The sequence below is a fragment of the Achromobacter sp. SLBN-14 genome, from assembly GCF_006715415.1.
Taxonomy (GTDB): domain Bacteria; phylum Pseudomonadota; class Gammaproteobacteria; order Burkholderiales; family Burkholderiaceae_B; genus Achromobacter; species Achromobacter mucicolens.
This window is the reverse complement of the sequence record NZ_VFNE01000001.1, coordinates 4,677,262-4,703,169: the sequence shown is the minus strand read 5'-3', so window position 1 is coordinate 4,703,169 and position 25,908 is coordinate 4,677,262. Positions and strand designations below refer to the sequence as shown.

Here is a 25,908-nt window from a genome sequence, read left to right as displayed (position 1 = left end):
GCGGCAAGCCGGCGGGAAACATCCCGGGCTCAGGGCTTGCGCTCGACCACCACGTACGCGGCGGCCATGTCGGATTCATCGGTAATGGAAACGTGGGCCGCGCCGAACCGTTCGGCATACCAGGCCTGCAATTCGGGCGCGATCACCAGCACCGGGCGGCCGCCCGGCGCATTCAGCGTCTGCACGCGCCGCCACGTCATCGGCATGCGCATGCCCAGGCCGATCGCCTTGGAAAAGGCTTCCTTGGCCGCAAAGCGCGTGGCAAGGAATCGCAGCCCGCGGACCGGGTCGCGCGCACGGCGGGCATGGAATTTGAGGAGTTCTTCGGGTCCCAGGATCTTTTCGGCGAACCGGTCGCCGTGGCGCGCCAGCGCGCGCTCGATCCGGTCGATGCGCAGGAGGTCCATGCCGATGCCGGCAATGGCGCCGGCGGGCGTGGCGGAAGAAGAGTCGGACATCGGCATCGCCTGGCTAGCGGTCAAAACGCGTCATCGGCCCGCGTTCAAAGCCCGCGCAGCGCGTGCAACCGCGCCTGCACCATCAGCGCCTTCATGTCGCGCACGGCTTTTTCCCAGCCGTCGAAGATCGCCTGCGCCACGATGGCGTGGCCGATGTTGAGTTCGGAAATGCCGTCCAGCGCGGCCACCGGCTTGACGTTGCCGTAATGCAGGCCATGTCCCGCGTTCACGCGCAGCCCGTGGCGCAGCCCTTCGGTCACGGCCAGGCGGATGCGCTGCAGTTCGGCGTGGGCGGCCTCGCCCTCGGCCTCGGCATAGGCGCCGGTGTGCAGTTCGATCACGGGCGCGCCTGCCTTGGCGGCGGCGGCGATCTGAACCGGGTCCGGATCGATGAAGAGCGAAACGCGAATGCCGGCTTCGGTCAGCAGGGCCACGGCGTCGGACACCGGGCCCATCGCGCCGGCCACTTCCAGCCCGCCTTCCGTCGTGAGCTCGGTGCGCTTTTCGGGCACCAGGCAAACGTCGCTGGGCTTGACCGCGCAGGCAATCTCAAGCATTTCCGGCGTTACCGCGCATTCCAGGTTCATGCGGGTGCGCAACTGCGGGCGGATCGCGTAGACGTCGGCATCCTGGATGTGCCGCCGGTCTTCGCGCAGATGCAGCGTGATCAGGTCGGCGCCGGCGTCCTCGGCGCGCAGCGCCGCGGCGATCGGGTCGGGGTACGCCGTGTGGCGCTGCTGCCGCAGCGTGGCGACGTGATCGATATTTACACCAAGTTCTATCATTGCACTTTCGTTGTTTCTTCCCAGCCACCGCCCAGCGCCTTGTACAGCTCCACGCGGTTGATCAGCGCGGCCAGGCCGGTTTGCACCAATGCGAGCTGGGCGTTGAAAAAGTCCACCTGCGCGGTCTGCACCTGCAGGTAGCTGTCGATACCGTTGGTATAACGCAAATTCGACAACTCCAGCGTCCGCGCCGACGAATCCTGCAGCGCGCGCTGGGCATCGAGCTGCGCCCCGTAGGTGGCCTCGCCCGCCAGCGCGTCCGAGACCTCGCGGAACGCCTGCTGGATGGTCTGCTCGTACTGCGCCACGGCGATATTGTCGCGCGCCTTGGCCAGGTTCAGTCCTTCGCGGATGCTGCCGCCCGCAAACAACGGGGTCGTGATCGACGGCGAGAAGCTCCAATACCCCTGCCCGCCCTTGAACAGATCCCCCAGCGACGGGCTGGCCACGCCCAAGAGGCCAGTCAGCGAGATGGTCGGGAAGAACGCCGCGCGCGCCGCGCCGATGTTGGCGTTGGCGGACAGCAGCTGGTTTTCGGCGGCGGCGATGTCGGGCCGGCGCTCCAGCAGGTCGGACGGCAGGCCCGACGGCACCGTGGCCAGCACCTGGTCGCGGCCGAACGTGGCCGGCGGGGGCAGCGTGTCGGGCAGCGGCGTGCCCACCACCAGCACCAGCGCGTTCATGGCCTGCGCGCGGGCGCGGGCCAGTTGCGCCAGGTCGGCAGAGGCCGTGTCCAGCAGCGACTTGGACTGGTTCAGGTCCAGTTCGGAGGCCACGCCGCCGTCGAAGCGGCGCTTGACCAGGTCATACGATTCCTGGCGCGAGGCCAGCGTGCGCTGCGTCAGGTCCAGCTGGACCTCGGCGGCGCGCAGGTTGAAATACGACTGCGCGACCGAACCCACCAAGGTGATGTGAACGGTCTTTTGCGCCTGCTCGGTCGACAGGTACTGCTGGTACGCGGCTTCGGACAGGTTGCGCAGGCGGCCGAACAGGTCGATTTCGAACGTGGTCAGGCCGATGCCGGCCTGGTAGGAACTGCTGATCGAGCTGGAATCCGGACCGCCGGCCCGCATGTTGGCCGGCAGATGCTGGCGCTGGCCCTGGATGCCGGCACCGATGCTGGGCCACTGCGCGCCGCGCTGGATGCCGTATTGCGCCCGGGCCTCTTCGACGCGCTGGACCGCGACGCGCAGGTCGCGGTTGTTGACCAGCGCAAGCTCGATGAGGGCCTGCAGGCGGGGATCGCGGAAGAATTCGCGCCAGCCCAGGTCCGCCGCGGGTGTGCCGGCCTGCGGCACGACGTCGGCGGCGGGCTGCGAGCCCAGCGTGGTGGCGCGCGAGTACGCGCCGTATTGCACCTTGGGCTGATCCGGCCACGCCGGGCTGACCGGCGCGTCGGGACGCTTGTAATCGGGCGCCAGCGAGCAGCCGGCCAACGCCACCGCCACAAAGGCGGACAAGGCGGTCTGTCTGAACATCAGGGCTTTCATTCCTTGCCCTCCTGGCCACCAGTGGGTTGTGCGGTCTGCGGCGTTGCCGGGTCAGCGCCCTTTTCGGCCGCCGCCTTCTTTTCGGCCTGCTCCTGCTCGAAGGCGCGCAGTTCGGCGCCGAGCAGACGCGGGCGGGTCTTGAACAGGCCCAGCACCACCACGAAGAATGTCGGAACGAAGATCACAGCGAACGGCGTGGCGGCCAGCATGCCGCCCAGCACGCCCAGGCCCACCGCGCGCTGGCTGGCCGCGCCCGCGCCGGTGGCCAGCGCCAGCGGAATCACGCCCAGGATAAACGCCAGCGACGTCATCAGGATGGGACGGAAGCGCAATCGCGCGGCCTCCACTGCGGCCTCGTACAGGCCCATGCCGCGCGCGTACTGGTCCTTGGCGAATTCCACGATAAGAATGGCGTTCTTGGCCGCCAGCCCGATCACGGTCACCATGCCGACCTGGAAGTACACGTCGTTGGACATGCCCAGCGCACTGACCAGCGCCACCGCGCCCAGCATGCCCAGAGGCACCACCAGCATGACGGAGATGGGGATGGCCCAGCTTTCATACAGCGCGGCAAGCACCAGGAACACGACGAGAAGCGACAGGCCCATCAGGATGGGGGCCTGGTTGCCGGCCTGCAATTCCTGGTACGACAGCCCCGTCCACTCGTAGCCGAAGCCTTGCGGCAACTGAGCGACCAGCCGCTGCATTTCTTCCATGGCCTCGCCGGTGGAGTAGCCCGGCGCCGAGCTGCCGCCGATACGCATCGACTCGTAGCTGTTGTAGCGCACGACCTGCACCGGTCCCTGCACCCATTCGCCCGTGACGAACGTGGACAGCGGCACCATGCCGCCCTGCGCGTTGCGGGCGTTCAGCTTGAGCACGTCGGACAATTGCATGCGGTACGGCGCATCGGCCTGGACCCAGATGTTCTGCATCCGGCCCAGGTTCGGGAACTTGCTCAGGTACGCCGAGCCGACCGCGGTCGAGATGAGCGATGCGGCTTCGTTGAAGTCCACGCCCAGCGCGGCCGCCTTGTCGCGGTCGATGTTCAGGCTGAGCTGCGTGCCCGCCGACAGGCCCGTGATACGGACTTGCGACAGCACGGGGCTCTTCATGGCCTCGCCCATCAGCTGCGCGGTGGCAGCCGCCAGGGCCTCGGTGCCGGCGGCGCCGCGATCCTGCAGGCGCAAGTCGAAACCGGTGGCGTTGCCCAGCGACGAGATGGCCGGCGGCACCAGCGTGAAGACCTGCGCGTCATGGATGCCCATGAGCTGCTTTTCGAACGCCGTGAAGGCGATCGCGCCGGCCGAATCTTGACGCTCCTTGCGGTCCTTGAAGTCCTTGAGCGTCGTGAAGGCGATGGCCGCGTTCAGACCGTTGCCGTTGAAGCTGTAGCCCTGCACGGCAATGATGTTCTCGACGGCGGGAATGCCCTGGAAGTATTTTTCGACCTGCTCGATGACTTCGACGGTACGGTTGGCGCTGGCGCCGGTGGGCAGCTCGATGTTGCTGACCACGTAGCCCTGGTCTTCCTCGGGCAGGAACGACGACGGCAGGCGCAGGTAAAGCCAGCCCAGCAGCAGGACCAGCACGAGGAACGCCAGCATCATCCGGCCGCCCTTGTGCAGGATGCGCGACACCCAGTTCTGGTAGCCGTGCGTGGTGGCGTCGAACTTGCGGTTGAACCAGCCGAAAAAGCCCTTCTTGTCCTCGTGGTGGCCCTTGGCCACCGGCTTGAGGATCGTGGCGCACAGCGCCGGCGTGAAGGTCAGCGCCAAGAGCGCCGAAAAGAAGATGGACACGGCCATTGCCACCGAGAACTGGCGGTAGATCACGCCCACCGACCCGCTCATGAAGGCCAGCGGCAGGAACACGGTCACCAGCACCAGCGTGATCCCGATGATGGCGCCGCTGATCTGCGGCATGGCTTTCTTGGTGGCCTCTTTGGGCGGCAGGCCCTCGGTCGCCATGATCCGCTCGACGTTTTCGACGACCACGATGGCGTCGTCCACGAGAATCCCGATGGCAAGCACCATCGCGAACATGGTCAGCACGTTGATCGAGAAGCCCAGCGCCAGCATCACGGCGAACGCCCCCAGCATGGCCACCGGGACCACGAGCGCCGGGATCAGCGTGTAGCGCACGTTCTGCAGGAACAGGTACATGACCAGGAACACCAGCACCATGGCTTCGGCCAGGGTATGGAGCACCTGCTCGATGGAGACCTTGACGTAGGGCGCGGTGTCGTACGGCACCGAATACTGGATGTTGCCCGGGAAGTACTTGGACAGCTCCTGCATCTGGTTGCGCACGCCTTGCGCCGTGGCCAGCGCGTTGGCGTTGGGCGACAGCACGATGGCGAAGGCCGCCGTGGGCTTGCCGTTCAGGCGGGCGCCAAACTGGTAGTTGTCGGCGCCCACCTCGATGCGGGCGACGTCGCGCAGCAGCACCTTGGAGCCGTCGGTGTTGGCGCGCAGGACGATACGGCCAAAGCCGTCGACCGTGCTCAATTGGCCGTTGGCCGTGACCGTGGCCGTGATGCGCTGCGATTCCGGATTGGGCGGCGCACCGATGCTGCCGCCGGAGATCAGCACGTTCTGGCTGGCGATGGCGTTGTTGACCTCGGCCATGCTGAGATTGAAGCCGACCAGCTTGTTCGGGTCCAGCCAGACGCGCATCGCGCGAGGCGCGGCGAACAACTGGAACTGGCCCACGCCCGGCACGCGCGACACCGGGTTCTTCACGTTGCGGGTGATGTAGTCGGCCAGCGCCGTCTGGTCCAGCGAGCCATCGGTGGAAGACAGCGTCACGATCATCAGAAAGCCGGTACTGGTCTGCTCGTACTGCAGGCCCTGCTGCTGCACCGCGCTGGGCAGCTGGGCGATCACGTTGGACACGCGGTTCTGCACGTCCACCTGCGCCAAGTCAGGATTGGTGCCGGGCGCAAACGTCGCGGTGATGGTCGAGGTGCCGTAGGAGTCGCTGACGGACTCGTAGTAGATCAGGCCCTTGGCGCCGTTGAGCTGGTCTTCGATGATGCTGGTGACCGACTCGGCCACTTCGGGGGCCGACGCGCCGGGGTAGGTCGCGGTGATCGTGATGGCCGGCGGGGCCACATCGGGGTACTGCGCAACCGGCATGTTCGGGATGGCCAACACCCCTGCCAGCAGAATGAAAAGGGCAACTACCCAGGCGAAGATTGGTCGATCGATAAAAAATTGCGGCATGTGGGCTGACTCTGAAAGCGATGCTCACCAAAGAGGAACGCGGCGCTTGCTGCGCCGCGTGCCGCTTACGATTTCTGGCCGGCGGCCTTGTCCTGCGGGGCCGGCTCGGCCGGCTTGGCGCCGGGCTGCGGGGCGGGTTCGGCCGGTTTGGCGCCGGGCTGCGCGCCAGGTTCGGCGGGCTTGGCGCCGGGCTGCGCGGCGGGCGCGCCGCCCTGCGCGGGCGTGCCGCCCCGGTTCCATTGGCTGACCTGCACCGGCGCGCCGGGGCGGATCTTCTGGAAGCCTTCGACCACGACCACGTCGCCTGCCTTCAGGCCGCTGGTGACCAGCCAGTTGTTTTCGTACGCGCCGCCAGTGGTGACCGGCGCCTGCGCGATCTTGTTGTCGCGCACCAGCATCAGGCTCTGCTTGCCGTCGGCCGTACGCTGCAGCGCCTGTTGGGGAACCAGCAGGGCGACATCGTCAAAGCCCTGCTCCAGGCGGACCCGCACATACATGCCGGGCAGCAGGATGCCATCGGGATTGGGGACCTCGGCGCGCAGGTTCACCTGGCCGGTGCTGGGATCCACCGTGATGCCGGTGAACAGCAGCTTGCCGGGATGCTCGTATTCGGAGCCGTCTTCAAGCACGACGGTGGCGCGGGCGGCGTCCTTGCCCACTTGCTGCAGACGGCCGCTCGCAAAGGCGCGGCGCAGAGCGGCAAGGTCGGCGGTGGACTGTGTGAAGTCGACGTAGATGGGATCGAGCTGCTGCACCGTGGCCATTTGCGTGGCGGACGTGGATTCGACCAGCGCGCCCTCGGTGACCAGCGGCTTGCCGATGCGGCCGGTGATCGGCGAGGTGACGTCCGTGTAGCTCAGGTTGATGGCGGCGTTGTCCTGCGCGGCCTTCGCGGCGGCCACGGTGGCGTCGGCCTGGCGGAAGGAGGCGACGGCGTTGTCGTATTCCTGCTTGCTGACGGCGTTGGCCTTGACCAGCGGCGCGTAGCGGTCGGCCAGGAGCTTGGCGCTGAACAGGTTGGCCTGCGCCTGCTTCAACTGCGCCGTCGCCTGATCGTAGGCGGCCTTGTAGGGCGCCGGATCGATCTTGAACAGCAGCTGGTTTTCCTTGACGTCGCCGCCCTGCTCGAAGGTGATGCGCTGCACGATGCCGGTGACGCGGGCGCGAATCTGCGCGTCGCGCACGGCATCCACGCGGCCCGGCAATTCCGAGACGATGGGCGCGCGCTGCGGCTGCACCGTGACCACGCTGACCTGGGGCATGCCGGGATTCATCTGGGGTCTTTCCCCGCATCCGGCCAATATCAGCGCGAGGACGCCACCGGAAACAGCCAGACCCGAAATTCGTTTAGGCGAAAACCGCATTGAAACCCCCGCGTAGCGTAATGAAGCGCGTCGTGAAATCGCGTCAGGTACCGCAGCAATTCGAACGTGCCGAAGAGCAGCGATCAAATCATGACCAAGCGTCACCAACGACACGTGAATAGCCCAGTAATGTAACTCAGATATTGGGGAAATCACGTACTTTTGGGGGTCCGGGGGAACTTTCAGGCGCAATTGCGCAACAGTTATTTGCTGTTGGCGAGCTCTCGGAGATTGCCCAGGAACGCATAGCCGACGCCATGCACCGTGTGCAGGGGCAGGCGCGCACCCGCTTGGCGGACCTTGGTGCGCAGCCTGCAGATCGCGACATTGAGCGACCGCATGTTCATGCCGCCGCGCAGGTGTTTCACTTCTTCGCGGACCAATTCGCGCTGCGGATTCCTGACCAGGCACGCGAAGCAGGCGCGCTCGAGTTCGGTGAGGTCCAAGCGCGCGCCGTTGGGCAATTGCAGCGTCCAGCCCCAGTAGAGCAGGCTCCACCACCCGTCCACGGGGTCTTGGGGCAGGCCCGGCGCCCAGCCGGCGGGCGGTTGCGTCCGCGCAGGGGTGCATGGGGGGCTGCATGCGGGGTTGCTAGCGGACGTACGCGCGGGCTTGCGCGTGCCGGGCTTGGCAAGGAAGGGAGCGGGCACAGGAGCATTCAAGGCGGATCTCCACCAGGATGGCCGCCGGCATGCAAGGGGCGGCCCGTCCCGGAACAAGGTTGCGGAATGTCCTTGAAGGCTACCTGCACGGCGCGGATTTCAGCCCGTCGCCGCGCATCTATCAGACCAATCCGACCTGCACACCCCGCAAACGACGGTAAGCCGCCGCTGCGCTACGAATGATGGGTCCCGTTGCGATGGATATCGTGCGTGACAAAGCAGCTGTCCTGCGTGGGCCGGGCCAGGATGCCGGGTTTTTCCAGCGTATGGCGGATGTCCGCCAGGCCCGACTCCCAGTGCTCACGCATGGCTTCGGTGCCGAACTCGTAATCCTTGGAGTAGCGCTCGCGGTGCTTGGCTTCGTAGATGAGGTTGACGATGTTGGTGGCCGGCGTGTGCGAAAGCTTGCGGATGTCCGCCAGGTCGGGCGCGCTGCGCTCGCTTTCCGGCAGGCGTTCCAAAAGGCGCTGCAAGCCGTGCCGCAGTTTCAGGACGCGCCGCAGCTGGTCGGTGACCAGCCGGGTGCGGCTCGAATACTGGATGTCCTTTTGCCGCTCGGCCACCTCTTCCAGCGACGTCGGCAGCGGGCCGCGCGCGGGCCACAGGTCGACCTGGAACGCCAGCGTGTCGCGCATGTTGTCCGTGGTCAGCACCTGCGCAAGCGGCGTGTTGGATACGATGCCGCCGTCCCAGTAATGCTCGCCGTCGATCTCCACCGACGGGAACCCGGGCGGCAAGGCGCCCGAGGCCATGATGTGCTCGGGCCGCAGGGTGTCGTGCAGGCTGTCGAAATACGCAAAATTGCCCGAACGCACGTTGACGGCGCCGAAGCTCGCCCGCACCGCGCCGCTGTTGAGCAGGTCGAAATCCACGAACTGGCGCAGGGTGGCGGCCAGCGGCGACGTGTCGTAGAAGCTGGTGGAGGCGGCGCCGCGCCCGCGCACCAGGTAAGGCGGCGGAAAGCGCGGCTTGAAAAAGCCGGGCTGGCCGGTCAACAGGGCTTGCAACGCGGAGACCTGTCCGTTCATGGCGGGCGAGCCGAACCCGAACGGCACCCCTTCGAACATGCCGTCCAAGGTATCGCCCCACGGCAGCGCGGCAAAGCCCGTGGGCCGGCAGATGCTTTCCCAGAAGCCGCGCAGGCGCTCGACGCGCTCGTCTTCCGGGGACCCGGCGATGATGGCCGCGTTGATCGAACCGATGGAAATGCCGGAAATCCAGTTGGGCCGGATGCCGGCTTCGTGCAGGCCCTGGTACACCCCTGCCTGGTAAGAACCCAACGCCCCGCCCCCTTGCAGCACGAGCGCGACGGTGTCGTAGGGCGGCGTGTCGCCGGTGTCTTCGGCCAGGGCCTGGCGGCTTGCAGTCATGCGGCGTCCTCTAGCGCTTGGTCTTGTCCGGCACCTGCGGCGTGCCGACGCCGGCACGGAACGGATACTTGGCGAAGATCTCCGCCACCACCTTGTCCACGTTCTGCTGGGAACCGGCGCTGCCGGGATTCTGGACTTCGCCGACAGCGACGCCCTCCCAGACCAGTTGCCGCCGCCGCGCATCGACCAGGTCGACGCTGAGCGTGCCCTCGGTGTATTGATAGACGTCGTCGCCCCAACCGTAGCCGGGCCAGCCGCCATAGAAGCCGGTGCGATAACCGTAATACGGCCCCATGGGCGCGAAGCCGGGCGTGACTTCGGTCTGCTGCTGGAGCTTGGCGCCAAAGTTCAACAACAGGTCGGGATTGGTGGCGCTGTAGGTATACCCGCGCATTTCCATCTGGCCGCGCGCCGCGCTCTTCAGGCGTTCAGTCAGCAGCGTGTTGTAGCCGGCCTTGTCCGTACCCAGCGGAGACATGTAGCCGAAGGTCTGATACTGCGCAAAATTGGCCTGGTGGTCATAGTCGCTCTTGACCGTGGGACCGGAGGCGCAGGCCGCCAGCAATGCCGTCATGGAACCCGCCGTCAGCATTTTCAACGCTTTCATGTGGATCTCTCCGTGAGTTCAAGGCGACAACATAGTGCCGCGAAGCCACCAAAGTTTCAACAGAATCTCATTCGCAACCGCCAAACATCCGCCCGGAATCGTCGCGGCCGCATTGCGCCCCGCGCCCGGTCCGTTACACTTCCCGTCGCTCCCGGCCACTCCTACCGACACGCGCATGCTTGAACTCGACGGCTCCATTTGGTTTCGCTCCGGCGCCCAGACCTGGGGCGGCAAGAACCGCATCGACCTCCTGGCGCAGATCGACGCCACCGGATCGATCACGGCGGCGGCACGCGCCGTGGGCATGAGCTACAAGGGGGCCTGGGACGCCATCGACGCCATGAACAACCTGGCCGGTGAACCGCTGGTGGTGCGCGCGGCGGGCGGCAAGGGCGGGGGCGGCACGCAGCTTACCGATCGGGCGCGCGGCCTGATCGCGACCTTCCGGGCGCTTGAGGTCGAACACCGCAAGTTCATGGACAACCTGACGCGCGCGGGGCTGGATGCCAGCGGCGACATCGACCTGATGAGGCGATTCATGCTCAAGACCAGCGCCCGCAATAAATTCCTGGGGACCGTCATCGAGATCCGCGCGGGCGCCGTCAACGACGAAGTGCTCCTGCGTATTGCCGGCGGTCATACCGTTACGGCCACGATCACGCGTGAAAGCACCAAAGAACTGGGCCTGGCTCCCGGCAAGGAAGCCATCGCGCTGGTCAAGGCGTCTTCGGTCATCGTTGGCGCGCCGGGCCCGGGCCTGCGCCTGTCGGCGCGCAACCAGTTGCAGGGGCGCATCGCCGACCTGCGGCCGGGCGCCGTCAACAGCGAGATCCTGATCGCCATGGACGGCGGCACGACGCTGGCCGCCATCGTCACCAACGAAAGCGCGGCCGATCTGAAACTGGACGTTGGCGCCGAAGCCGTGGCGATTTTCAAGGCGTCCAGCGTGATCCTCGGCGTGCTCGACTGACGCGCAACCGCCCGTGCAGGCGGCGGCCGCCCCGGCGCACTAGAGCCCGACGTCCTCGTCGTGGCGCCCCACCCTGCCCTCGCGCACTTCAAAGACCTCGTCGGCCAGCGCCTCGACGTCCGCGGGATCGTGCGTGATCAGCAGCATCGGCACATCCAGCTGGCGTTGCAGCGCATCCAGCTCTTGCCGCATCTTGCCGCGCAGCTGCGAGTCCAGCGCGGAAAACGGTTCGTCCAGCAGCAGGATGTGGGGCTGCAGCATCAGGGCCCGCGCCAGGGCGACGCGCTGCTTTTGCCCGCCTGAAATTTCGTGGGGGTAGCTGCCGACGATGGCGCCCAGCTCGAACGCGTCGACCCAGCGCCGGGCCTCGCGCGTGACCTCGCGCCGGGGCGGGTTGAACCACCCGCGGCGCAGGCCGAAGGCGATGTTCTGCGCCACGGTCAGGTGGGGAAACAGCGCATAGTCCTGGAACAGGTAGGCCACGCGGCGCGTCCGCGCGGGCAGGCAGATGCCGGCCTGGCTGTCGAAGAGCGTGCGCCCGTTGACCTCGATGCGCCCTGCATCCGGGCGCAGCAGTCCGGCCACCGCGCGCAGGGTCAGGCTTTTCCCCGCGCCGGACGGGCCGAACAGCGCGATGCGCTTGGCGGCCGACTTGAATTGCACGTCGAGTTCGAACTTCCGATCGCGCGACACCATGTGCTTGCGCACGGAAAGGTCGATGCTCATCGCCCGCCTCCGTTGCGCTGGCCGGCGCCAATGGGCACCAGCTTGCCGGCGGCCAGCAGCACGACGATGCAGGTCACGGACGTGACCAGCACCAGCATGTTGGCGGTGGCGTCGTCGCCGGCCTGCACGGCTTCGTAGATGGCGACAGACAAGGTCTGCGTGCGGCCCGGCAGGTTGCCCGCGATCATCAGCGTGGCGCCGAACTCGCCCAGCGCCCGCGCAAAGGCCAGCAGCACGCCCGCGGCGATCCCGCGCGCGGCCAGCGGCAAGGTGACGCGAAAGAACACGCCCGCTTCGCCCACGCCCAGCACGCGCGCCGCGTTTTCAAGCTGGCCATCCACGCTTTCGAAGGCGGCGCGAGCCGACTTGAACACCAGCGGAAAGGCCACCACGGACGCCGCGACCACGGCGCCCTGCCAGGTGAATACGAGTTCGATGCCCCAGCCCGCCAGCGTTTCGCCGATGATGCCGCGCCGGCCCAGCAGCACCAGCAGGTAGTAGCCCAGCACGGTCGGCGGCAGCACCAGCGGCAAGGTCAGGATGGCGTCCAGCAGGTCGCGGCCCGGCCAGCGCCAGCGGGATAGGCAATACGCCGCGGCCGTGCCGGCCACGGTCGCCAATAGCGTCGCCCAGCCTGCCACTTTCAACGAAAGCAGCAGGGGGACCCAGACCGGATCACTCATCGATATTCACTACGATTGAACGGACACTCAGGGCTTTTGGAATCCATAGCGCGACAGTATCGCCTGCCCGGCCGGCGACAGCACGTACTTGACGAAGCTTTCGGCTTCCTTGGCGGCGGCCTCGCGCGTGGTCAGCGCAATCGGATAGGTCACGGGCGTCTGCGACGGCACGCGCACGGCCACGTTGACCTTGCCCGGCATGACGGCCGCGTCGGTGGCGAACACAAAGCCCGCGTCGACTTCGCCACGCGCCACGTAGTCCAGGCTCTGGCGCACATTCTGCGCCAGCACGCTTTTGGCCTGCACGGCATCCCACAGGCCCTGGGCCTGGAGTGCAGCCTGCGTGTAGCGGCCCACCGGCACCGAGGACGGATTGCCGTAGGCAATGCGCTTGATCTCGGGACGCTCCAGGTCCTTGAGCGTCTTGATGCCGGCCTTGCTGTCGGTCGGGACGATCAGGACGATCTCATTGGCCGCGAAATCGACCCGCGACGCAGGCTTGACGGCCTTTTCCTCGACCGCCTTGTCCATGGCCTTTTGGTCGGCCGACGCAAACACGTCGGCGGGCGCGCCCTTCACGATCTGCTGAAGCAGCACATCGGAGGCGCCGAAGTTCAGGATCACCTTCGTGCCGGGGTGTTCCTTTTCAAAGCCGTGCGCGACGTCCTTGAATGCGTTGGTCAGGCTGGCGGCGGCCGACACCACCAGTTCCCCCGCGCTGGCATTGGCGCCCCACGCGGCGGCGAGCGCCAGGGTCAGCGCGATGAGCGGGCGTATGTGAAGCATGTCCTTCTCCTGTGGAAACCAACGATTCGGCATCGAAATATATCCAGGTATATAACGCTCGTCAATTTTGGCCCAGGCGGCATTTATGAAATATCAAGGAATAATCCAGGCCAGCCTGAAGGGCTGCCTTCTAGCCGCGGGCAACCGTCGTGACGTCGACGGATTCGGGCGCCAGGGCGGCGCGCAGGAAATCGAGCGCGTCTTCGGGCCGGGCGGCCCCGCACATGAAAATGTCCAGGGCCGCGAAGCGGTGCTCGGGCCAGGAATGGATGCTGATGTGGGATTCGCTGAGCAGGATGACGCCGGTGACCCCCGCCCCTTCCCCGAAATGATGAAAATGCGCGCTCAGCACCTGCGCGCCGGCCGCGTGGGCTGCGGCGGTCATCTGGCGTTGCAGCGCCTGCGCGTCGGTCAGCAGACTGGGCGCCACGCCGCGAAAGTCGGCCAGCACGTGGCGGCCGGGTGTTGCGTGGACGGTCACTTGTGGGATCCGCCCGATGACCAGCCCGATCCGCCCGAATAGCTGCTGCCCCAGCTGCTGCTACTGCTGCCGCCGGCCAGGCGCGTGCCCGGCGCACTGGCGCTGGTGGTGGCCAGCACGACCACCACCGCGTAGATGGCATACAACAACTTGCCTTTCATCTATTCGTCCTCGCCCATCAGCGTGTCGGCCAGGAGGGCCGGAAGCCAGAGAAACACCATCCCGATCAGCACCGGAATGAAGCGGCCGTCGAAGATGTTGCCGAAGTTCAGGAACAGCATCGCGATCAGCGCGCCCTTGGCCCACTTGCGGTAGCCCCCGGCGGCCTTGCCCGACGACATGCGCATGGCCTTCTGGCGGTTGAGTTCCGGCTGGTCGAACCACTGCGCCAGCTGCGCCGGCGACACCGGCGCCGACGCCGACCAGCCCAGTTCCTTGTCGCCCAGTTCTCGGGTCAGCTTCAGCGTGCCGACCTTGTAATCGGTGATCTGCGTGCTGTCGCCCACCTTCACGCGCCAATTGAAGGCGCCCAGCGCCATTTCCACGCGCGAGGTGTAGTCGTACAGCTTTTTGTATTCGCGGTTGCGCCAGCGCACGCTGGAGGCGTTGTTATGGCTGGGCCAGGTGTCGCAGACCTGCACGCGTTCCCAGCCTTCGTCCGACTCCACCAGCCACACAAACCCCTTGGCGGCGTTGAACAGCAGGTACTCGGTCCAGCTGGACGGTTCTTCGGGGTCGGGATCGGCGCATTTCATGAGGCCGATCAGCGTGAAGTCCACGCCTTCCATTTTGGCGACCGATCCCAGCGGGAGCGTGGCGCGGATTTTCTCGACGCGCCGCGCCTTTTCGATGACCTCGGCGGTGGGACCGGAACAATCGACGGCCGCCGCGCAAGACGGGCAAACCACATTCGTGGCCATGGCAGCCACAAACGAGATCGGCGCACCGCAGTTGGGGCAGTCCAGCGCCTTGATCTGGCCGCGAAAGCGCCCCGCCGTTTCCTCGACCTGCTCCGCGGTGCGCAGCGAGCCCGCCTGCATCGCAGACAGGTCGAACGCTTTGCCGATGTAGAGCTCGGGCTGCGGACCGTCGGAATAGTCGAGCGTGAGAAAGGCGTCCAGGCTCCGGTAGTCGGCCACCTTGGCCTGCCAGCCGTCACCCGGCACGAAGGGCAGCTCGCCCTGGGCGCCGCCGGCCTGGCTCACGCGCACGTCCGCCGCCACGAAGCGCTGGCCATCCAGCTTGAATTCGTCGCCGGGCGAAATGCTGTCGAACGCCGGCATTTCCTGTGCGGTCTTGGCCTTGCGCCGCCGCGTGACGGCGTACTGGCCGGACGCGTCCGACAGCCAGCCGTCCGTGCCGTCCTCGAACCACAGGTACCACTCGTTCCAGAAGCCCTCGTCAAAGCGCATCTGGATGCGGCCGATGACGTCAAAGCGCTTGCCGTCGTGCGCGCCCGCCGCGCCCAGGCACAGCGGCGAATAGTCCTCCAGGACCTCCGCCGCCTCGCCGATGCGCTTGACCGACTCGGCATCCTTGAGCAAGGTGCTGCGGCAGGCGCCGCAGACCGCCATGACGGAGGCTGCGGACGTGAACTTGACTGGGGCGCCGCACTGCGGACACAGAACCTGCTGCATGGCGCCTTAACTGGTGAGTTTCTTCAGCACTTCGGCCTTGGCCGAATCGTAATCTGCCGCCGTGATGAGGCCCTTGTCCAGCAGGTCTTTCAATTGCTGCAGGCGCTGGACCGGATCGGCCTGCGCGGGTTGGGCCGGCTGCTGCGCCTGCTGCGTGGCGGGTTGCTGCGGGGGTTGCTGCGGCTGGCCTTGCGCCGCGCCCAGGCCCTGCGCCATCGTCTGGCCAAGCGCCGCGCCCGCGGCCAGGCCCGCGCCGATGCCCGCGATGCCGCCCTCGTTCTGGGCCGCCAGCGGGATCGACGTCGCGGTCTGATACTGCGTGAATTTGCCCAGGTCGCCGGCCATGCCCATCGAGATCCGGGTGTCCAGCGCCTTTTGCAGTTCTTCGGGCAGCGATACGTTCTCGACCGTGAAGTTGTCCAGCTTGACGCCATAGCGGTCGAACACGGGCGCCAGCTGCTCGGCGATGCTCTGCGACATCAGCCCCTGGTTGCCGGCGATATCCAGGAACGGCACCTTGGAACTGCCCAGCGCGGTCGTCATGGCGGCCACGACCATGTTGCGCAGCTGCGCCTCCAGGTCGTCCACCGTGTACACGTCGCGCGTGCCGCTGATTTCGCGATAGAACTTGCCGGGATCGGAGATCTGGTACGAATACACGCCGAACGCGCGCAGGCGCACCATGCCGAACTCGCTGTCGCGCAGCGTCACCGGCTGGGCCGTGCCCCACCGCCGGCCCAGTTGCAGGCGCGTGCTGAAGAAGATGACGTCCGACTTGAAGGGCGACTCGAACAGCTTGTCCCAGTTCTTCAGGTAGGTCAGGATCGGCAGGGTCTGCGTCGTCAGCTTGTACATGCCGGGGCCGAACACGTCGGCCACCTTGCCTTCGTTGACGAACACCGCCATCTGCGATTCCCGCACGGTCAGGCTGGCGCCGTACTGGATTTCGAAATCCTGCATCGGATGGCGCCAGGCGAGCACGCCGTCGCGATCCTCGTTCCATTGCAGGATATCGATGAACTGCTTGCGAATGAATGAACCGAGACTCATGGAAAGTCCTCCTGTCAGATCGGGGATTGCGCGCCGCGCTCAGGTCAGGCAGGCGGCGTTGACGATGCCGGCCGCCAGCGAGATCGCGCCGATCAGGCCGCCCATGGCGATGTTGTTTTCCGCGATGGCGTCGGTCATGCCCTTTATGGCCTTGGACACGACGGCATACACGAAGATCTGCACGATCATCGCCGCCACGCCCCACACCACGAACATGACGAAGCTGGCGTGGACCGCGATGCTGGAACACAGGGTCAGGCTGAAACCGACCAGCGCGCCGCCATAGGACAGGGCGGCGGCAATGTTGCCCTCGCGGATGAGGTCGAATTCCTTGTAGTGCGTGACGGCGGTGTAGACCGCCGTGAAAACGCCCAGCATGATGAGCGCTGAAACGATGTAGATCAGATAGGTCACCGCCGGATGCATTGCTTCTCCCATTGCCAGCCTCCCAATTGCGCGCAGTATATACGTCGCGTTCGATATACTGCGAACGCATTTTTTGGCTCGGACACCCTATGCGCGACCGCGTTCTCATTCTTTCAGTACTGATCGTCGCGTCCTGCGGCTTGGGCTACGAGCTCATCAGCAGCGCGCTCGCCAGCTATTTGCTTGGGGATTCGATCCTCCAGTTCTCGTCGGTGATCGGCTGCTATCTCTTCGCCATGGGCATCGGTTCGTGGTTGTCAAAATATGTAAGAGACGAAGACGTTCTGAATCGCTTCATCGACGTCGAGCTGCTGGTGGCGCTGCTGGGCGGCGTCTCGGCCGCGGTGCTGTTCCTGGTGTTCGCGTGGCTGTCCGCGCCCTTTCGCGCGGCCCTGTATGTGGGCGTCTTCATCATCGGGTTGATGGTGGGCATGGAAATCCCGCTGGTGATGCGCGTGTTCAACCAGCGCAAGGCGGAATTCCGTGAAATCGTCAGCCGCGTTTTGACCTTTGACTACCTGGGCGCGCTGGCGGTGTCGCTGGTGTTTCCGTTGCTGCTCGCGCCCAAGCTGGGTTTGCTGCGCACCAGCTTTCTCTTTGGCATCCTGAACGCCAGCGTGGCGCTCTGGACCACGTGGCTGTTCCGTGCCGAAGTCAGCCGGCCCGGCGAGAAGGCCGTGCGCGCGGGCGTGGTGATCGGCATCCTGGGGCTGGGGTTCGTCTACTCCGGCAGCATGACCGCCTGGGCCGAAAAAGGCCTGTACGGCGACGACGTGATCCATGCGGAGACCACGCAGTACCAGCGCCTGGCGGTGACGCGCTGGCACGACGACCTGCGCCTGTACATCAACGGCAACCTGCAGTTCTCGTCGCGCGACGAACACCGCTATCACGAATCGCTGGTGCATCCGGGCCTGCAGGCGCTGCCCTGGGCGCGCAACGTGCTGGTGCTGGGCGGCGGCGACGGCCTGGCCGTGCGCGAGACCCTCAAGTACAAACACGTCGAGCACGTCACGCTGGTGGACCTGGACCCGGCCATGACGAACCTGTTTTCGCGTTCCGAGCCGCTGGTCAAGCTAAACGAAGGTTCGCTCAAGGACCCGCGCGTCACCGTCATCAATGACGACGCCGGCCGCTGGCTGGAATCCCACGCGCAGGTGTACGACTTCATCGTGGTGGACTTTCCCGATCCGTCCAACTTCGGCCTGGGCCGGCTGTATTCCGTGCCGGTCTACCACCTGATGGCGCGGCATCTGGCCGAAAACGGCTACATGGTCGTGCAGTCCACCTCGCCCTACTTTGCCCCGCGCTCGTTCTGGAGCGTGGACGCGACGCTCAAGGAAGCCGGCCTGAACACCTGGCCGTATCACACCTACGTGCCGTCGTTCGGCGACTGGGGCTTCATCCTGGCCAGCAAGCGCCGCGACTACGCGCCGCCCGAGAAGATCACGGTGGCCACGCGCTACCTGGACCCCGTCACCGTGCGCGAGCTCTTTCATTTTCCCGCCGACATGCCGGCGCTGGCCATGCCGCCGAACCGCCTGAACGAACAATCGCTCGTGCGGTATTTCGACGAGGACTGGCGCAAGGTCATCCGCTGATGCGCCGGCGCAGCTTCCTCCTGGGCGCTGCCACGGCCGCCGCCGCAGGTTCGGTCGGCTACTGGCGATCTCGCGTCGTCGAGACGACGCCCGACGTGCACTACCCGGGCATGCAGGCCGGCCACGCGTTGCGCGACAAGGCGGCCCTGCCGCATCCGTCGGGCACCCGGCAGCACCAGGTCGCCATTCTGGGCGCTGGCGTCGCCGGCCTGTCCTGCGCCTGGAAGCTGGCGCGCGAGGGCTTCACCGATTTCGTCGTGGTGCAGGGCCCCGAATTCGCGGGCAATGCCGCGGCGGGCCAGCGCGATGGTCTGGACTACCCGCTGGGCGCGCATTACCTGCCCCTGCCGTCGCTGGCTTCGACCCACGTGCGCGAGATGCTGGCCGACTTTGGCATCCTTGAACACGGCGCGGGCGACGCCCGCCCCTACTACGACGAAGCGGTTATCGTGCATTCGCCGCAGGAAAGACTGCTGCGCAACGGACGCTGGGAAGAAGGCCTGTTGCCCATGACGGGCGTGCCGGATGCCGACGCCGCGCAGCACCGGCGCTTTCTGGCGCTGATCGATCAACTGCGCACGCAGGTTGGCAACGACGGCCGCAAGGTGTTCTGCATCCCGCTGGAACTGTCCTCGCGCGATCCGGCCTGGCGCGCGCTGGACGGCCTGACGTTCAAGGCGTGGCTGACGCAAGAGGGCTATACCTCGCCCGCGCTGCACTGGTATCTGAACTACTGCTGCCGCGACGACTACGGCGCGCGGCACGACGAGGTGTCGGCGTGGGCCGGCCTGCACTACTTTGCCAGCCGCGACGGCCATGCCGCCAACGCCGGCGAAGGCGCCGTGCTGACGTGGCCCGGCGGGCTGGCCGTGCTGGCCGACCGCATGCGGGACGCCATCACCAAGCAGCTCGGCCACACCGGCTGGCTGCTGCAAGGCACGGCGATGCGCATCGACGAACTGCCCGCCGGCCCGCGCGTCCTGTGCGTGAAGGACTCGCCGGACGGCGCCGCCAGCGCCTATGCCGTGCAGACGCGCCGCACGGTGTGCGCCATGCCGCTTTTCGTCGCGCAGCGCCTGCTGCCCGACCTGCAGGCGTACGGCTACGACCCGGCCGTGCACACCGCGCCGCACGCGGCCTGGATGGTGTCGAACTTCGTCATGGACGGCTACCCGCTCGAAGCGCCCGGCGAGCCCCTGTCGTGGGACAACGTCGTCTACCAAGGCCAGGCGCTGGGTTATGTCGTGTCCACGCACCAGCTGCTGCGCGTGGCGCGCACGCCGCGCAGCGTGTTCACGGCGTATCACGCGCTAAGCGGCCAGACGCCGCAAGCGGCGCGCGACTGGCTCACGCGCGCCAGCCCGCAGGATCTGCGCGACATCGCCGCGGCGGATCTGGTTGCGGCGTACGGCAAGGAATTCTGGCGCAACGCGCGCCAGCTTGAAATCACGGTGCGCGGCCACGCGATGGCCACGCCGGTCTGCGGCTACCTGTCCAATCCGGGCCTGGCCGCGCTGCGCGCGGTGGATGGCCCGGTGCTGTTCGCGCACGCCGACCTGTCAGGGTATTCGGTCTTCGAAGAGGCCTCATGGTGGGGCGTCAAGGCGGCAGGGCGTATCCTGGGCCACCACGAACAAGGATGAAAATCGACATGGGCAATCACGTCATCGTGCTGGGCGCGGGCATCGTCGGCGTCTGCTGCGCGCTGGAACTGCGCCGGCGCGGCATGACGGTCCTGCTCGTCGACCGCCAGGAACCGGGCATGGAAACGTCGCTGGGCAACGCCGGCGTGCTGGCCCGCAGTTCCTTGATGCCCTTCAATCATCCGGGGCTGTGGAAGCAACTGCCCCGCCTCTTGAAGAACGACACCGTCCAGTTCCGCTACCGCTGGCCGTATCTGGCGGCGAACCTGGGCTGGGCGGCGCGCTTTCTGATGAGCGCGCGGCCGGCCGTCTTCCAGGAAACCGCGCGGGCGCTGGACGGCCTGATCCGGCTATCCGCGCCCGAGCACCTGAAGCTGCTGGACCAAAGCGGCGCGCGCCACCGGCTGCGCGACACCGGATGGATCTTCCTGTACCGCTCGGCGCAGGCGTGGCAGGCCGGCGCGCTGGCCCGCCGCACGTTCGCGCAGTATGACGTGCCCACGCAGGAACTGGACCCCGCGGCACTGGCCGAAGCCGAACCCGCGCTGTCGCCGATCTTTCACCGCGCGTTGTGGATCCAGGGATCGTATTCAGTGGACGATCCGCACGAGGTCGTGGCCGCCTACGCCGATCTCTACCGGCGCGAAGGCGGCCAATTCCGCCGGCTGGACGCCCGCAGCATCCGCCGCGATGGCGCGTCCTGGATCGTGAACGGGGCGACGGCGTCCGAATCCCTGTCGGCCGGCCGGCTCGTGGTGGCGCTGGGTCCGTGGTCCAAGGCGCTCTTGAAGACCACCGGCATCGACCTGCCGATGGCGTTTGAACGCGGCTATCACATGCACTACAGCGGCCGCGACGGCGCGCGCGTGACGCGACCCGTGTACGACACAGGCGGCGGCTACGTGCTGTCGCCGATGGCGCGCGGGCTGCGCCTGTCCACGGGCGTGGAGCTGGACGCCTGCGACGCGCCCGCGCGTCCGGATCAGCTTGCGCTGGCCGAACAGCGCGCGCGCGAGGCCTTCCCGTTAGGCGACCGGCTGGATGCGGCCGCCTGGCTGGGCCGCCGCCCCACCCTGCCAGACAGCCGCCCGATGATCGGCGAGGCGCCGCGTCATCCCGGCCTGTGGCTGGCGCTGGGACACCAGCACATCGGATTCAGCACTGCGCCGGGCACCGCGAAGATTCTGGCCGACCAGATGCTGGACGGCAGCGCCGCGGCGCGCCATCCGGCTTTCCGGCCCGGCCGCTTCATCTAGCGTTTACGCCACCTGTGCCACGTCCCAGCCGTCAAATAGCGCGCCGTACTCGTCGGCCAGGTCATTGAAGGCGTCGCAGCGCCGGAAGAGCTTGTCCGCGGGCAGGATCTCGACCATGCTCACGCACATCGTCCAGCCGCCGTCTTCGTCGTCGGCCTGTTCGAGGCTTTCCAATTGGTACTTGCTGTCGGCGATCTTGCGGAAGATCAGTTCCAGCGCGTGTTCCTGCGAGGCCATGAAGCAATAGCTCCATTTCAAGCGGCCGAACGTATCCCAACCGTTCTGCGCCATCTTGCTGTACATGCCGTCAATCGACGCCTGGCTGACTTCCATCGCTGCTGCTCTGCTTATCGTTTTTCAAGAGGCGGCGATGGTAGCAGAGGTCCGGCCCTGTGCTGGGCGAAAGTCCGGGAAAAAGTCCGGGCAGAAATTCGGGGCGAAAAAAAAACGCGGTCCTTGCAGACCGCGTTTTCTTCGCCATCAACCCAGCAACAGGGCGTCGTCCGACAACTTCTCGCCTCGCACCCGCTCGAACATGGCAAGCAGGTCCGGCACGTCCATGCCGCGGCGTTCGTCGCCGGACACGTCCAGCACCACCTGGCCCTGGTGCAGCATGACCGTGCGGTCGCCGACGTCCAGCGCCTGGCGCATGCTGTGCGTGACCATCATGGTGGTGAGCTTGTTTTCGGCCACGATGCGCGCCGTCAGTTGCAGCACGAAGTCCGCGGTGCGCGGGTCGAGCGCGGCGGTGTGCTCGTCCAGCAGCAGGATGCGCGACGGTTGCAGCGCCGCCATCAACAGACTGACCGCCTGACGCTGGCCGCCGGACAACAGGCCGATGCGGTCGGTCAGGCGGTTTTCCAGGCCCAGCCCCAGTGTGGCCAGACGCTCGCGAAAGCCGGCCTTCATCGAGGCCTTCACGGCGCGGCTGTAGCCGCGCGATGCGCCGCGCATCTGCGCCAGCGCCATGTTTTCCTCGATGGTCAGGTCTTCGCAGGTGCCCGCCATGGGGTCCTGGAACACGCGCGCCACGCTGCCGGCGCGCGCCCACACGGGCTGGCGCGTCACGTCCACGCCATTGATGTCGATGCGGCCGGAATCGACCGGCAGGTCGCCCGACACGGCGTTCAGGAACGTGGACTTGCCCGCGCCGTTGGAACCGATCACGGTCACGAACTGGCCCGACGGGATTTCCAGCGTCAGGCCGCGCAGCGCGCGAGTCTCGATGGGCGTCCCCGCGTTGAAGGTGATTTTCAGGTCTTTTGCGGACAACATATCAGCGCCCCTTCTTGCCGACCAGGCGGCGCTTGAGCATGGGGATGACCAGGGCGATCGTGACGAGCACCGCGGTGACGAGGTTCAGGTCCTGCGCCTTCAGGCCGATGAAATCGCTATTGAGCGCCAGGGCGATGAAGAAGCGGTAGACGATGGCGCCGATGATGACGGCCAGCGTGGCCAGCACCAGCTTGCGCGACGGCAGGATGCTTTCGCCGACGATGACCGCGGCCAGGCCGATCACGATGGTGCCGATGCCCATCGAGATGTCCGATCCGCCCTGCGTCTGCGCAAACAGCGCGCCCGCCAGCGCGACCAGCGCGTTCGACAGCGCCATGCCGCCCAGGATCATGCGGCCGGTGTTCACGCCCTGCGCGCGGGCCATGCGGCCGTTCGAGCCAGTGGCGCGCACCGCCAGGCCGGTCTGCGTGGCAAAGAACCAGTCCAGCGCCAGCTTGCACAGGATGACGATCACGATCAGGATCAACGGGCGCGCGACGTAGTCGGAAATCCACGCCGGCTGCAGGATCGTGAAAACGGTGGGTTCGGTGATCAGGGGCACGTTGGGCTTGCCCATGATGCGCAGGTTGATCGAATACAGGGCGATCATCATCAGGATGCTGGCCAAGAGATCCATGATCTTGAGCTTGACGTTCAGCCAGCCCGTGACCAGCCCGGCCGCCGCGCCCGCGATGGTGGCGATGATGGTGGCGGAAAACGGATCGGTGCCCGATGCGATCAGCGTCGCACAGACTGCGCCGCCCAGCGGAAAGCTGCCGTCCACGGTCAGGTCGGGGAAGCGCAGCAGGCGAAAGGAGATGAACACGCCCAAGGCCACCAGGCTGAAGATCAGCCCGATCTCCAGTGCGCCTAACAACGAGAACAATGACATGGGTCAGATCCAATCAAGATAAGAAACGAGCATATTAAAGAAGTGAAACGCGCGATTTCTTGCGTTCACGGGTCAGTTTTACCCGAGCTTTCGCAATAAACGTTTCCCGGCATGGATTTTCTCTCGTTTCCCGCCCACGTGTCTTCCCGCCGGCGGCGCCAGCAGACGTGCGAGACCTGTCAAGGAAGCAACAACGCCGGGCCGCGAACGTCTTGTGAACGCTGCCGCCCTATGGAACATCGGGTAAGCCAGACACCACGAAAAACGCAAGAAAAACCCCGCGCACGCCGGATAGGCATGGCGGGGCCGATATCGCGCCGTATTATTTCACGACCACCGCGGCCGACTTGATCAGCGCGTCGGACAGGGTCACGCCCTGCTTGGCGGCCGCGCCCGGATTCACGTAGAGCTCAAGCTTGGAGCTGGTTTCAGACGGAATCGCGCCGGGCTTCTCGCCCTTCAGGATGCGCACGACGATCTTGCCGGTCTGCACGCCCAGATCGCGGTAGTTGATGCCCAGGGCGGCAATGCCGCCGCGCTTGACGCTGTCGGTGTCCGACGCGATCAGCGGGATCTTGGCGTCGTTGCCCACCTTGACCAGCGACTCATACGCCGACACGACGTTGTTGTCGGTGTTGGTGTAGATGACGTCGACCTTGCCGATCAGGCTGCGGGCCGCCGAGGCCACGTCCACCGAACGCGGGGCGGCGGCTTCGACCAGGCTCATGCCTGACTTGGGCAGGATTTCCTGGAGCTTCTTGACGACCACGACCGAGTTGGCCTCGCCCGGGTTGTAGACGATGCCCACGCGCTTGGCGTTGGGCAGGATCTTCTTGATGAGTTCGACTTGCTTGTCCAGGGCCAGCAGATCCGACACGCCGGTCACGTTGGTGCCCGAGGCGTCCATGCTGGACACGAGTTGCGCGGCGACCGGATCGGTCACGGCGGAATACACCACCGGCACGTCCTTGGTGGCGGCAACGACAGCCTGCGCCGACGGCGTGGCGATCGCGACGATGGCGTCCGGGCGGTCGCCGACGAACTTGCGGGCGATCTGGGCGGCGGTGCCGTTGTTGCCCTGAGCGCTTTGATACTGCCACTTCAGGTTCTTGCCCGGCTCGTAGCCGGCTTGCTTGAGGGCGTCCTGCACCCCGTCACGCACGGCGTCCAGCGCCGGATGCTCGACGATGGCTGTCACCGCGACGGACTTTTGCTGCGCGGCGGCCGGCGCGGCGATAGCCATTGCCAGCGCCATCGCGCCAACCGTCAGAAAATGGTGTTTTCCGATCAGCATATGTTTGCTCCTTGAACCCGTGGTATTGCTTGTTGAAGTTGCCGGTGTCTTCATGGCCACCGCGGGATTTGCCACCCGTTCGGCCAGCCATAAAGCCGTATAGTCTAACGTGCCGCCCACCAAATGGAGTTGGGGGGAATCCCTGTAATGGTGCATGCATAACGGCATGCCCCGCCACGGGGCAGCGGCGTGAATATACTGACCACCGCCGGGCGAACGCCGTTCATCCCGTTCCGCGCGCCCGGCGACGGCATCCCGAGGCCAGCCATGATCAAACGCGCATTGGGCCGATCCGGCCTGCAGGTTCCCCCGCTCACATTCGGCGGCAACGTCTTCGGCTGGACCGTCGACGAGGCCGGCACCTTTTCGCTGCTGGACGCGCTGCTGGACGCCGGCCTGAACTTCATCGACACGGCGGATATGTATTCGCGCTGGGTGCCGGGCAACCAGGGCGGTGAATCCGAAACCCTGATCGGCAAGTGGCTCAAGCGAACGGGCAAGCGCGATCAGGTCCTGATCGCCACCAAGGTTGGCATGGAAATGGGGCCTGGCCAGAAGGGGCTGTCGCCCGCCTATATCCGGCGCTCGCTGGAGGCGTCGCTGGCGCGCCTGCAGACCGACTACGTGGACCTGTACCAATCCCACCAGGACGACCCGGACACGCCGCTGACCGACACCCTGGGCGAATACGCCAAGCAGATCGAAGCCGGCAAGGTGCGCGCGATCGGCGCGTCCAACTACACGGCCGTGCGGCTGTCCGAAGCGCTGATCGCCAGCGAGCGGCACAGCCTGCCGCGCTATGAAAGCATCCAGCCCGAATACAACCTGTACACGCGCGAGCCCTTCGAATCCGGGCTGCAAAGCCTGGTGAAGACCCAGCAGATGGGCACGATCAACTATTTTGCGCTGGCCAGCGGCTTTCTTAGCGGCAAGTACCGCAGCCCCGGCGATGCAGGCAAGAGCGCGCGCGGCAAGAAGATCGTCGAGACCTACCTGAACGACCGCGGCTACCGCATCCTGAAGGCGCTGGACGAGGTGTCCGAGGACGCCGGCTGCACGCCCGCGCAGGCCGCGCTGGCCTGGCAGATCGCGCAGCCGGGCATCACCGCGCCCATTGTCAGCGCCACCTCGCTCGCCCAGCTGGACGAACTGGTCAAGGCCGCCAGCCTGACGCTGACGCACGACCAGCTGGCCCGGCTCAGCCAGGCCAGCGATTGGCGGTAAG

At 66.4% G+C, this 25,908-nt stretch carries 25 protein-coding genes; 5 read left to right on the top strand and 20 right to left on the bottom strand.

Annotated features, from left to right (window positions below; translation table 11 throughout):
- Window positions 1-29: 29 nt before the first annotated feature.
- The 8 genes from acpS to FBY20_RS21470 all read right to left on the bottom strand — a co-directional run bounded on the left by acpS (window position 30) and on the right by FBY20_RS21470 (window position 9,963).
- Complete coding sequence (acpS, locus tag FBY20_RS21505) at window positions 30-464, bottom strand: holo-ACP synthase (protein WP_056323898.1); 435 nt, start codon at window positions 462-464, stop codon at window positions 30-32.
- Between the two features lie 38 nt (window positions 465-502).
- Window positions 503-1,243 carry a pyridoxine 5'-phosphate synthase gene (gene pdxJ, locus FBY20_RS21500; protein ID WP_062839094.1) on the bottom strand — a complete coding sequence of 247 codons (741 nt, stop codon included), beginning with the start codon at window positions 1,241-1,243 and terminating at the stop codon, window positions 503-505.
- A complete protein-coding gene (locus tag FBY20_RS21495) occupies window positions 1,240-2,733 on the bottom strand; it encodes an efflux transporter outer membrane subunit (RefSeq protein ID WP_056323893.1) in 1,494 nt (497 codons plus the stop codon). Before FBY20_RS21495 ends, pdxJ begins: the two co-directional genes overlap by 4 nt.
- Window positions 2,730-5,960: a multidrug efflux RND transporter permease subunit gene (locus tag FBY20_RS21490; RefSeq protein ID WP_056323891.1), complete on the bottom strand. Its 3,231-nt coding sequence runs from the start codon at window positions 5,958-5,960 to the stop codon at window positions 2,730-2,732. Before FBY20_RS21490 ends, FBY20_RS21495 begins: the two co-directional genes overlap by 4 nt.
- Before the next feature lie 65 nt (window positions 5,961-6,025).
- Window positions 6,026-7,324, bottom strand: coding sequence for an efflux RND transporter periplasmic adaptor subunit (locus FBY20_RS21485; RefSeq protein ID WP_142054479.1), 1,299 nt, complete (start codon window positions 7,322-7,324; stop codon window positions 6,026-6,028).
- A 203-nt stretch (window positions 7,325-7,527) separates the two neighbouring features.
- Window positions 7,528-7,986 (bottom strand): winged helix-turn-helix domain-containing protein, encoded by a 459-nt coding sequence (locus FBY20_RS21480; protein WP_370458353.1) that lies wholly within the window; start codon window positions 7,984-7,986, stop codon window positions 7,528-7,530.
- 173 nt (window positions 7,987-8,159) lie between these two features.
- A complete protein-coding gene (locus tag FBY20_RS21475; RefSeq protein WP_142054477.1) occupies window positions 8,160-9,356 on the bottom strand; it encodes a patatin-like phospholipase family protein in 1,197 nt (398 codons plus the stop codon).
- A gap of 10 nt (window positions 9,357-9,366) precedes the next feature.
- Window positions 9,367-9,963: a DUF4136 domain-containing protein gene (locus FBY20_RS21470; protein WP_081100888.1), complete on the bottom strand. Its 597-nt coding sequence runs from the start codon at window positions 9,961-9,963 to the stop codon at window positions 9,367-9,369.
- A gap of 175 nt (window positions 9,964-10,138) precedes the next feature.
- On the opposite strand from FBY20_RS21470, the gene FBY20_RS21465 reads away from it, so the two are divergent.
- Window positions 10,139-10,933 (top strand): TOBE domain-containing protein, encoded by a 795-nt coding sequence (locus FBY20_RS21465; RefSeq protein ID WP_142054475.1) that lies wholly within the window; start codon window positions 10,139-10,141, stop codon window positions 10,931-10,933.
- A 39-nt stretch (window positions 10,934-10,972) separates the two neighbouring features.
- Here FBY20_RS21465 and FBY20_RS21460 read toward each other — a convergent pair whose 3' ends face one another.
- The 8 genes from FBY20_RS21460 to FBY20_RS21430 all read right to left on the bottom strand — a co-directional run bounded on the left by FBY20_RS21460 (window position 10,973) and on the right by FBY20_RS21430 (window position 16,722).
- Window positions 10,973-11,659: an ATP-binding cassette domain-containing protein gene (locus FBY20_RS21460; protein ID WP_142054473.1), complete on the bottom strand. Its 687-nt coding sequence runs from the start codon at window positions 11,657-11,659 to the stop codon at window positions 10,973-10,975.
- Window positions 11,656-12,342, bottom strand: coding sequence for a molybdate ABC transporter permease subunit (modB, locus tag FBY20_RS21455; protein ID WP_056323878.1), 687 nt, complete (start codon window positions 12,340-12,342; stop codon window positions 11,656-11,658). The genes FBY20_RS21460 and modB overlap by 4 nt, the downstream gene beginning before the upstream one ends.
- 27 nt (window positions 12,343-12,369) lie before the next feature.
- Window positions 12,370-13,128 carry a molybdate ABC transporter substrate-binding protein gene (gene modA, locus FBY20_RS21450; protein ID WP_142054471.1) on the bottom strand — a complete coding sequence of 253 codons (759 nt, stop codon included), beginning with the start codon at window positions 13,126-13,128 and terminating at the stop codon, window positions 12,370-12,372.
- A gap of 130 nt (window positions 13,129-13,258) precedes the next feature.
- Entirely contained in the window at window positions 13,259-13,609 is a 351-nt protein-coding gene (gene speD / locus FBY20_RS21445) for an adenosylmethionine decarboxylase (RefSeq protein WP_056323874.1), read from the bottom strand.
- Window positions 13,606-13,770 carry a hypothetical protein gene (locus tag FBY20_RS27810; RefSeq protein WP_172802197.1) on the bottom strand — a complete coding sequence of 55 codons (165 nt, stop codon included), beginning with the start codon at window positions 13,768-13,770 and terminating at the stop codon, window positions 13,606-13,608. Before FBY20_RS27810 ends, speD begins: the two co-directional genes overlap by 4 nt.
- Window positions 13,771-15,246 carry a DUF4178 domain-containing protein gene (locus FBY20_RS21440; RefSeq protein ID WP_142054469.1) on the bottom strand — a complete coding sequence of 492 codons (1,476 nt, stop codon included), beginning with the start codon at window positions 15,244-15,246 and terminating at the stop codon, window positions 13,771-13,773.
- Between the two features lie 6 nt (window positions 15,247-15,252).
- The gene (locus FBY20_RS21435; RefSeq protein ID WP_056323867.1) at window positions 15,253-16,296 is read right to left on the bottom strand and encodes an SPFH domain-containing protein; all 1,044 of its coding nucleotides are present in this window, start codon (window positions 16,294-16,296) and stop codon (window positions 15,253-15,255) included.
- Window positions 16,297-16,335: 39 nt separating this feature from the next.
- Window positions 16,336-16,722: a DUF350 domain-containing protein gene (locus tag FBY20_RS21430; RefSeq protein ID WP_142056133.1), complete on the bottom strand. Its 387-nt coding sequence runs from the start codon at window positions 16,720-16,722 to the stop codon at window positions 16,336-16,338.
- An 89-nt stretch (window positions 16,723-16,811) separates the two neighbouring features.
- Here FBY20_RS21430 and FBY20_RS21425 point away from each other — a divergent pair, with 89 nt between their 5' ends.
- The 3 genes from FBY20_RS21425 to FBY20_RS21415 are packed head-to-tail and all read left to right on the top strand — an operon-like array spanning window position 16,812 to window position 21,222.
- Window positions 16,812-18,323: a polyamine aminopropyltransferase gene (locus FBY20_RS21425; RefSeq protein ID WP_142054466.1), complete on the top strand. Its 1,512-nt coding sequence runs from the start codon at window positions 16,812-16,814 to the stop codon at window positions 18,321-18,323.
- A complete protein-coding gene (locus tag FBY20_RS21420; RefSeq protein ID WP_142054463.1) occupies window positions 18,323-19,966 on the top strand; it encodes an NAD(P)-binding protein in 1,644 nt (547 codons plus the stop codon). Before FBY20_RS21425 ends, FBY20_RS21420 begins: the two co-directional genes overlap by 1 nt.
- Before the next feature lie 8 nt (window positions 19,967-19,974).
- A complete protein-coding gene (locus FBY20_RS21415; RefSeq protein WP_142056131.1) occupies window positions 19,975-21,222 on the top strand; it encodes an FAD-binding oxidoreductase in 1,248 nt (415 codons plus the stop codon).
- 3 nt (window positions 21,223-21,225) lie between these two features.
- Here the strand turns inward: FBY20_RS21415 and FBY20_RS21410 are convergent, their stop codons facing one another.
- The 4 genes from FBY20_RS21410 to FBY20_RS21395 all read right to left on the bottom strand — a co-directional run bounded on the left by FBY20_RS21410 (window position 21,226) and on the right by FBY20_RS21395 (window position 24,683).
- Complete coding sequence (locus FBY20_RS21410; protein WP_056323855.1) at window positions 21,226-21,555, bottom strand: ribonuclease E inhibitor RraB; 330 nt, start codon at window positions 21,553-21,555, stop codon at window positions 21,226-21,228.
- Window positions 21,556-21,702: 147 nt separating this feature from the next.
- The gene (locus tag FBY20_RS21405) at window positions 21,703-22,497 is read right to left on the bottom strand and encodes an ABC transporter ATP-binding protein (protein ID WP_056323852.1); all 795 of its coding nucleotides are present in this window, start codon (window positions 22,495-22,497) and stop codon (window positions 21,703-21,705) included.
- A gap of 1 nt (window position 22,498) precedes the next feature.
- Complete coding sequence (locus FBY20_RS21400) at window positions 22,499-23,389, bottom strand: ABC transporter permease (RefSeq protein WP_056323849.1); 891 nt, start codon at window positions 23,387-23,389, stop codon at window positions 22,499-22,501.
- 322 nt (window positions 23,390-23,711) lie between these two features.
- The gene (locus FBY20_RS21395) at window positions 23,712-24,683 is read right to left on the bottom strand and encodes an ABC transporter substrate-binding protein (RefSeq protein WP_056323846.1); all 972 of its coding nucleotides are present in this window, start codon (window positions 24,681-24,683) and stop codon (window positions 23,712-23,714) included.
- 267 nt (window positions 24,684-24,950) lie between these two features.
- On the opposite strand from FBY20_RS21395, the gene FBY20_RS21390 reads away from it, so the two are divergent.
- The gene (locus FBY20_RS21390) at window positions 24,951-25,907 is read left to right on the top strand and encodes an aldo/keto reductase (protein ID WP_056323843.1); all 957 of its coding nucleotides are present in this window, start codon (window positions 24,951-24,953) and stop codon (window positions 25,905-25,907) included.
- Window position 25,908 lies beyond the last annotated feature (1 nt).

Bases quoted from the DNA above. Each gene is read 5' to 3' on its own strand.
- FBY20_RS21490 (WP_056323891.1), bottom strand. From the start codon at position 5,960: ATGCCGCAATTTTTTATCGATCGACCAATCTTCGCCTGGGTAGTTGCC.
- FBY20_RS21405 (WP_056323852.1), bottom strand. From the start codon at position 22,497: ATGTTGTCCGCAAAAGACCTGAAAATCACCTTCAACGCGGGGACGCCC.
- FBY20_RS21470 (WP_081100888.1), bottom strand. From the start codon at position 9,963: ATGAAAGCGTTGAAAATGCTGACGGCGGGTTCCATGACGGCATTGCTG.
- FBY20_RS21415 (WP_142056131.1), top strand. From the start codon at position 19,975: ATGGGCAATCACGTCATCGTGCTGGGCGCGGGCATCGTCGGCGTCTGC.
- FBY20_RS27810 (WP_172802197.1), bottom strand. From the start codon at position 13,770: ATGAAAGGCAAGTTGTTGTATGCCATCTACGCGGTGGTGGTCGTGCTG.
- FBY20_RS21400 (WP_056323849.1), bottom strand. From the start codon at position 23,389: ATGTCATTGTTCTCGTTGTTAGGCGCACTGGAGATCGGGCTGATCTTC.
- FBY20_RS21395 (WP_056323846.1), bottom strand. From the start codon at position 24,683: ATGCTGATCGGAAAACACCATTTTCTGACGGTTGGCGCGATGGCGCTG.
- FBY20_RS21465 (WP_142054475.1), top strand. From the start codon at position 10,139: ATGCTTGAACTCGACGGCTCCATTTGGTTTCGCTCCGGCGCCCAGACC.
- FBY20_RS21495 (WP_056323893.1), bottom strand. From the start codon at position 2,733: ATGAAAGCCCTGATGTTCAGACAGACCGCCTTGTCCGCCTTTGTGGCG.
- modA (WP_142054471.1), bottom strand. From the start codon at position 13,128: ATGCTTCACATACGCCCGCTCATCGCGCTGACCCTGGCGCTCGCCGCC.
- FBY20_RS21430 (WP_142056133.1), bottom strand. From the start codon at position 16,722: ATGCATCCGGCGGTGACCTATCTGATCTACATCGTTTCAGCGCTCATC.
- FBY20_RS21485 (WP_142054479.1), bottom strand. From the start codon at position 7,324: ATGCGGTTTTCGCCTAAACGAATTTCGGGTCTGGCTGTTTCCGGTGGC.
- FBY20_RS21475 (WP_142054477.1), bottom strand. From the start codon at position 9,356: ATGACTGCAAGCCGCCAGGCCCTGGCCGAAGACACCGGCGACACGCCG.
- FBY20_RS21460 (WP_142054473.1), bottom strand. From the start codon at position 11,659: ATGAGCATCGACCTTTCCGTGCGCAAGCACATGGTGTCGCGCGATCGG.
- modB (WP_056323878.1), bottom strand. From the start codon at position 12,342: ATGAGTGATCCGGTCTGGGTCCCCCTGCTGCTTTCGTTGAAAGTGGCA.
- FBY20_RS21435 (WP_056323867.1), bottom strand. From the start codon at position 16,296: ATGAGTCTCGGTTCATTCATTCGCAAGCAGTTCATCGATATCCTGCAA.
- pdxJ (WP_062839094.1), bottom strand. From the start codon at position 1,243: ATGATAGAACTTGGTGTAAATATCGATCACGTCGCCACGCTGCGGCAG.
- acpS (WP_056323898.1), bottom strand. From the start codon at position 464: ATGCCGATGTCCGACTCTTCTTCCGCCACGCCCGCCGGCGCCATTGCC.
- FBY20_RS21390 (WP_056323843.1), top strand. From the start codon at position 24,951: ATGATCAAACGCGCATTGGGCCGATCCGGCCTGCAGGTTCCCCCGCTC.
- FBY20_RS21410 (WP_056323855.1), bottom strand. From the start codon at position 21,555: ATGGAAGTCAGCCAGGCGTCGATTGACGGCATGTACAGCAAGATGGCG.
- FBY20_RS21425 (WP_142054466.1), top strand. From the start codon at position 16,812: ATGCGCGACCGCGTTCTCATTCTTTCAGTACTGATCGTCGCGTCCTGC.
- FBY20_RS21440 (WP_142054469.1), bottom strand. From the start codon at position 15,246: ATGCAGCAGGTTCTGTGTCCGCAGTGCGGCGCCCCAGTCAAGTTCACG.
- FBY20_RS21420 (WP_142054463.1), top strand. From the start codon at position 18,323: ATGCGCCGGCGCAGCTTCCTCCTGGGCGCTGCCACGGCCGCCGCCGCA.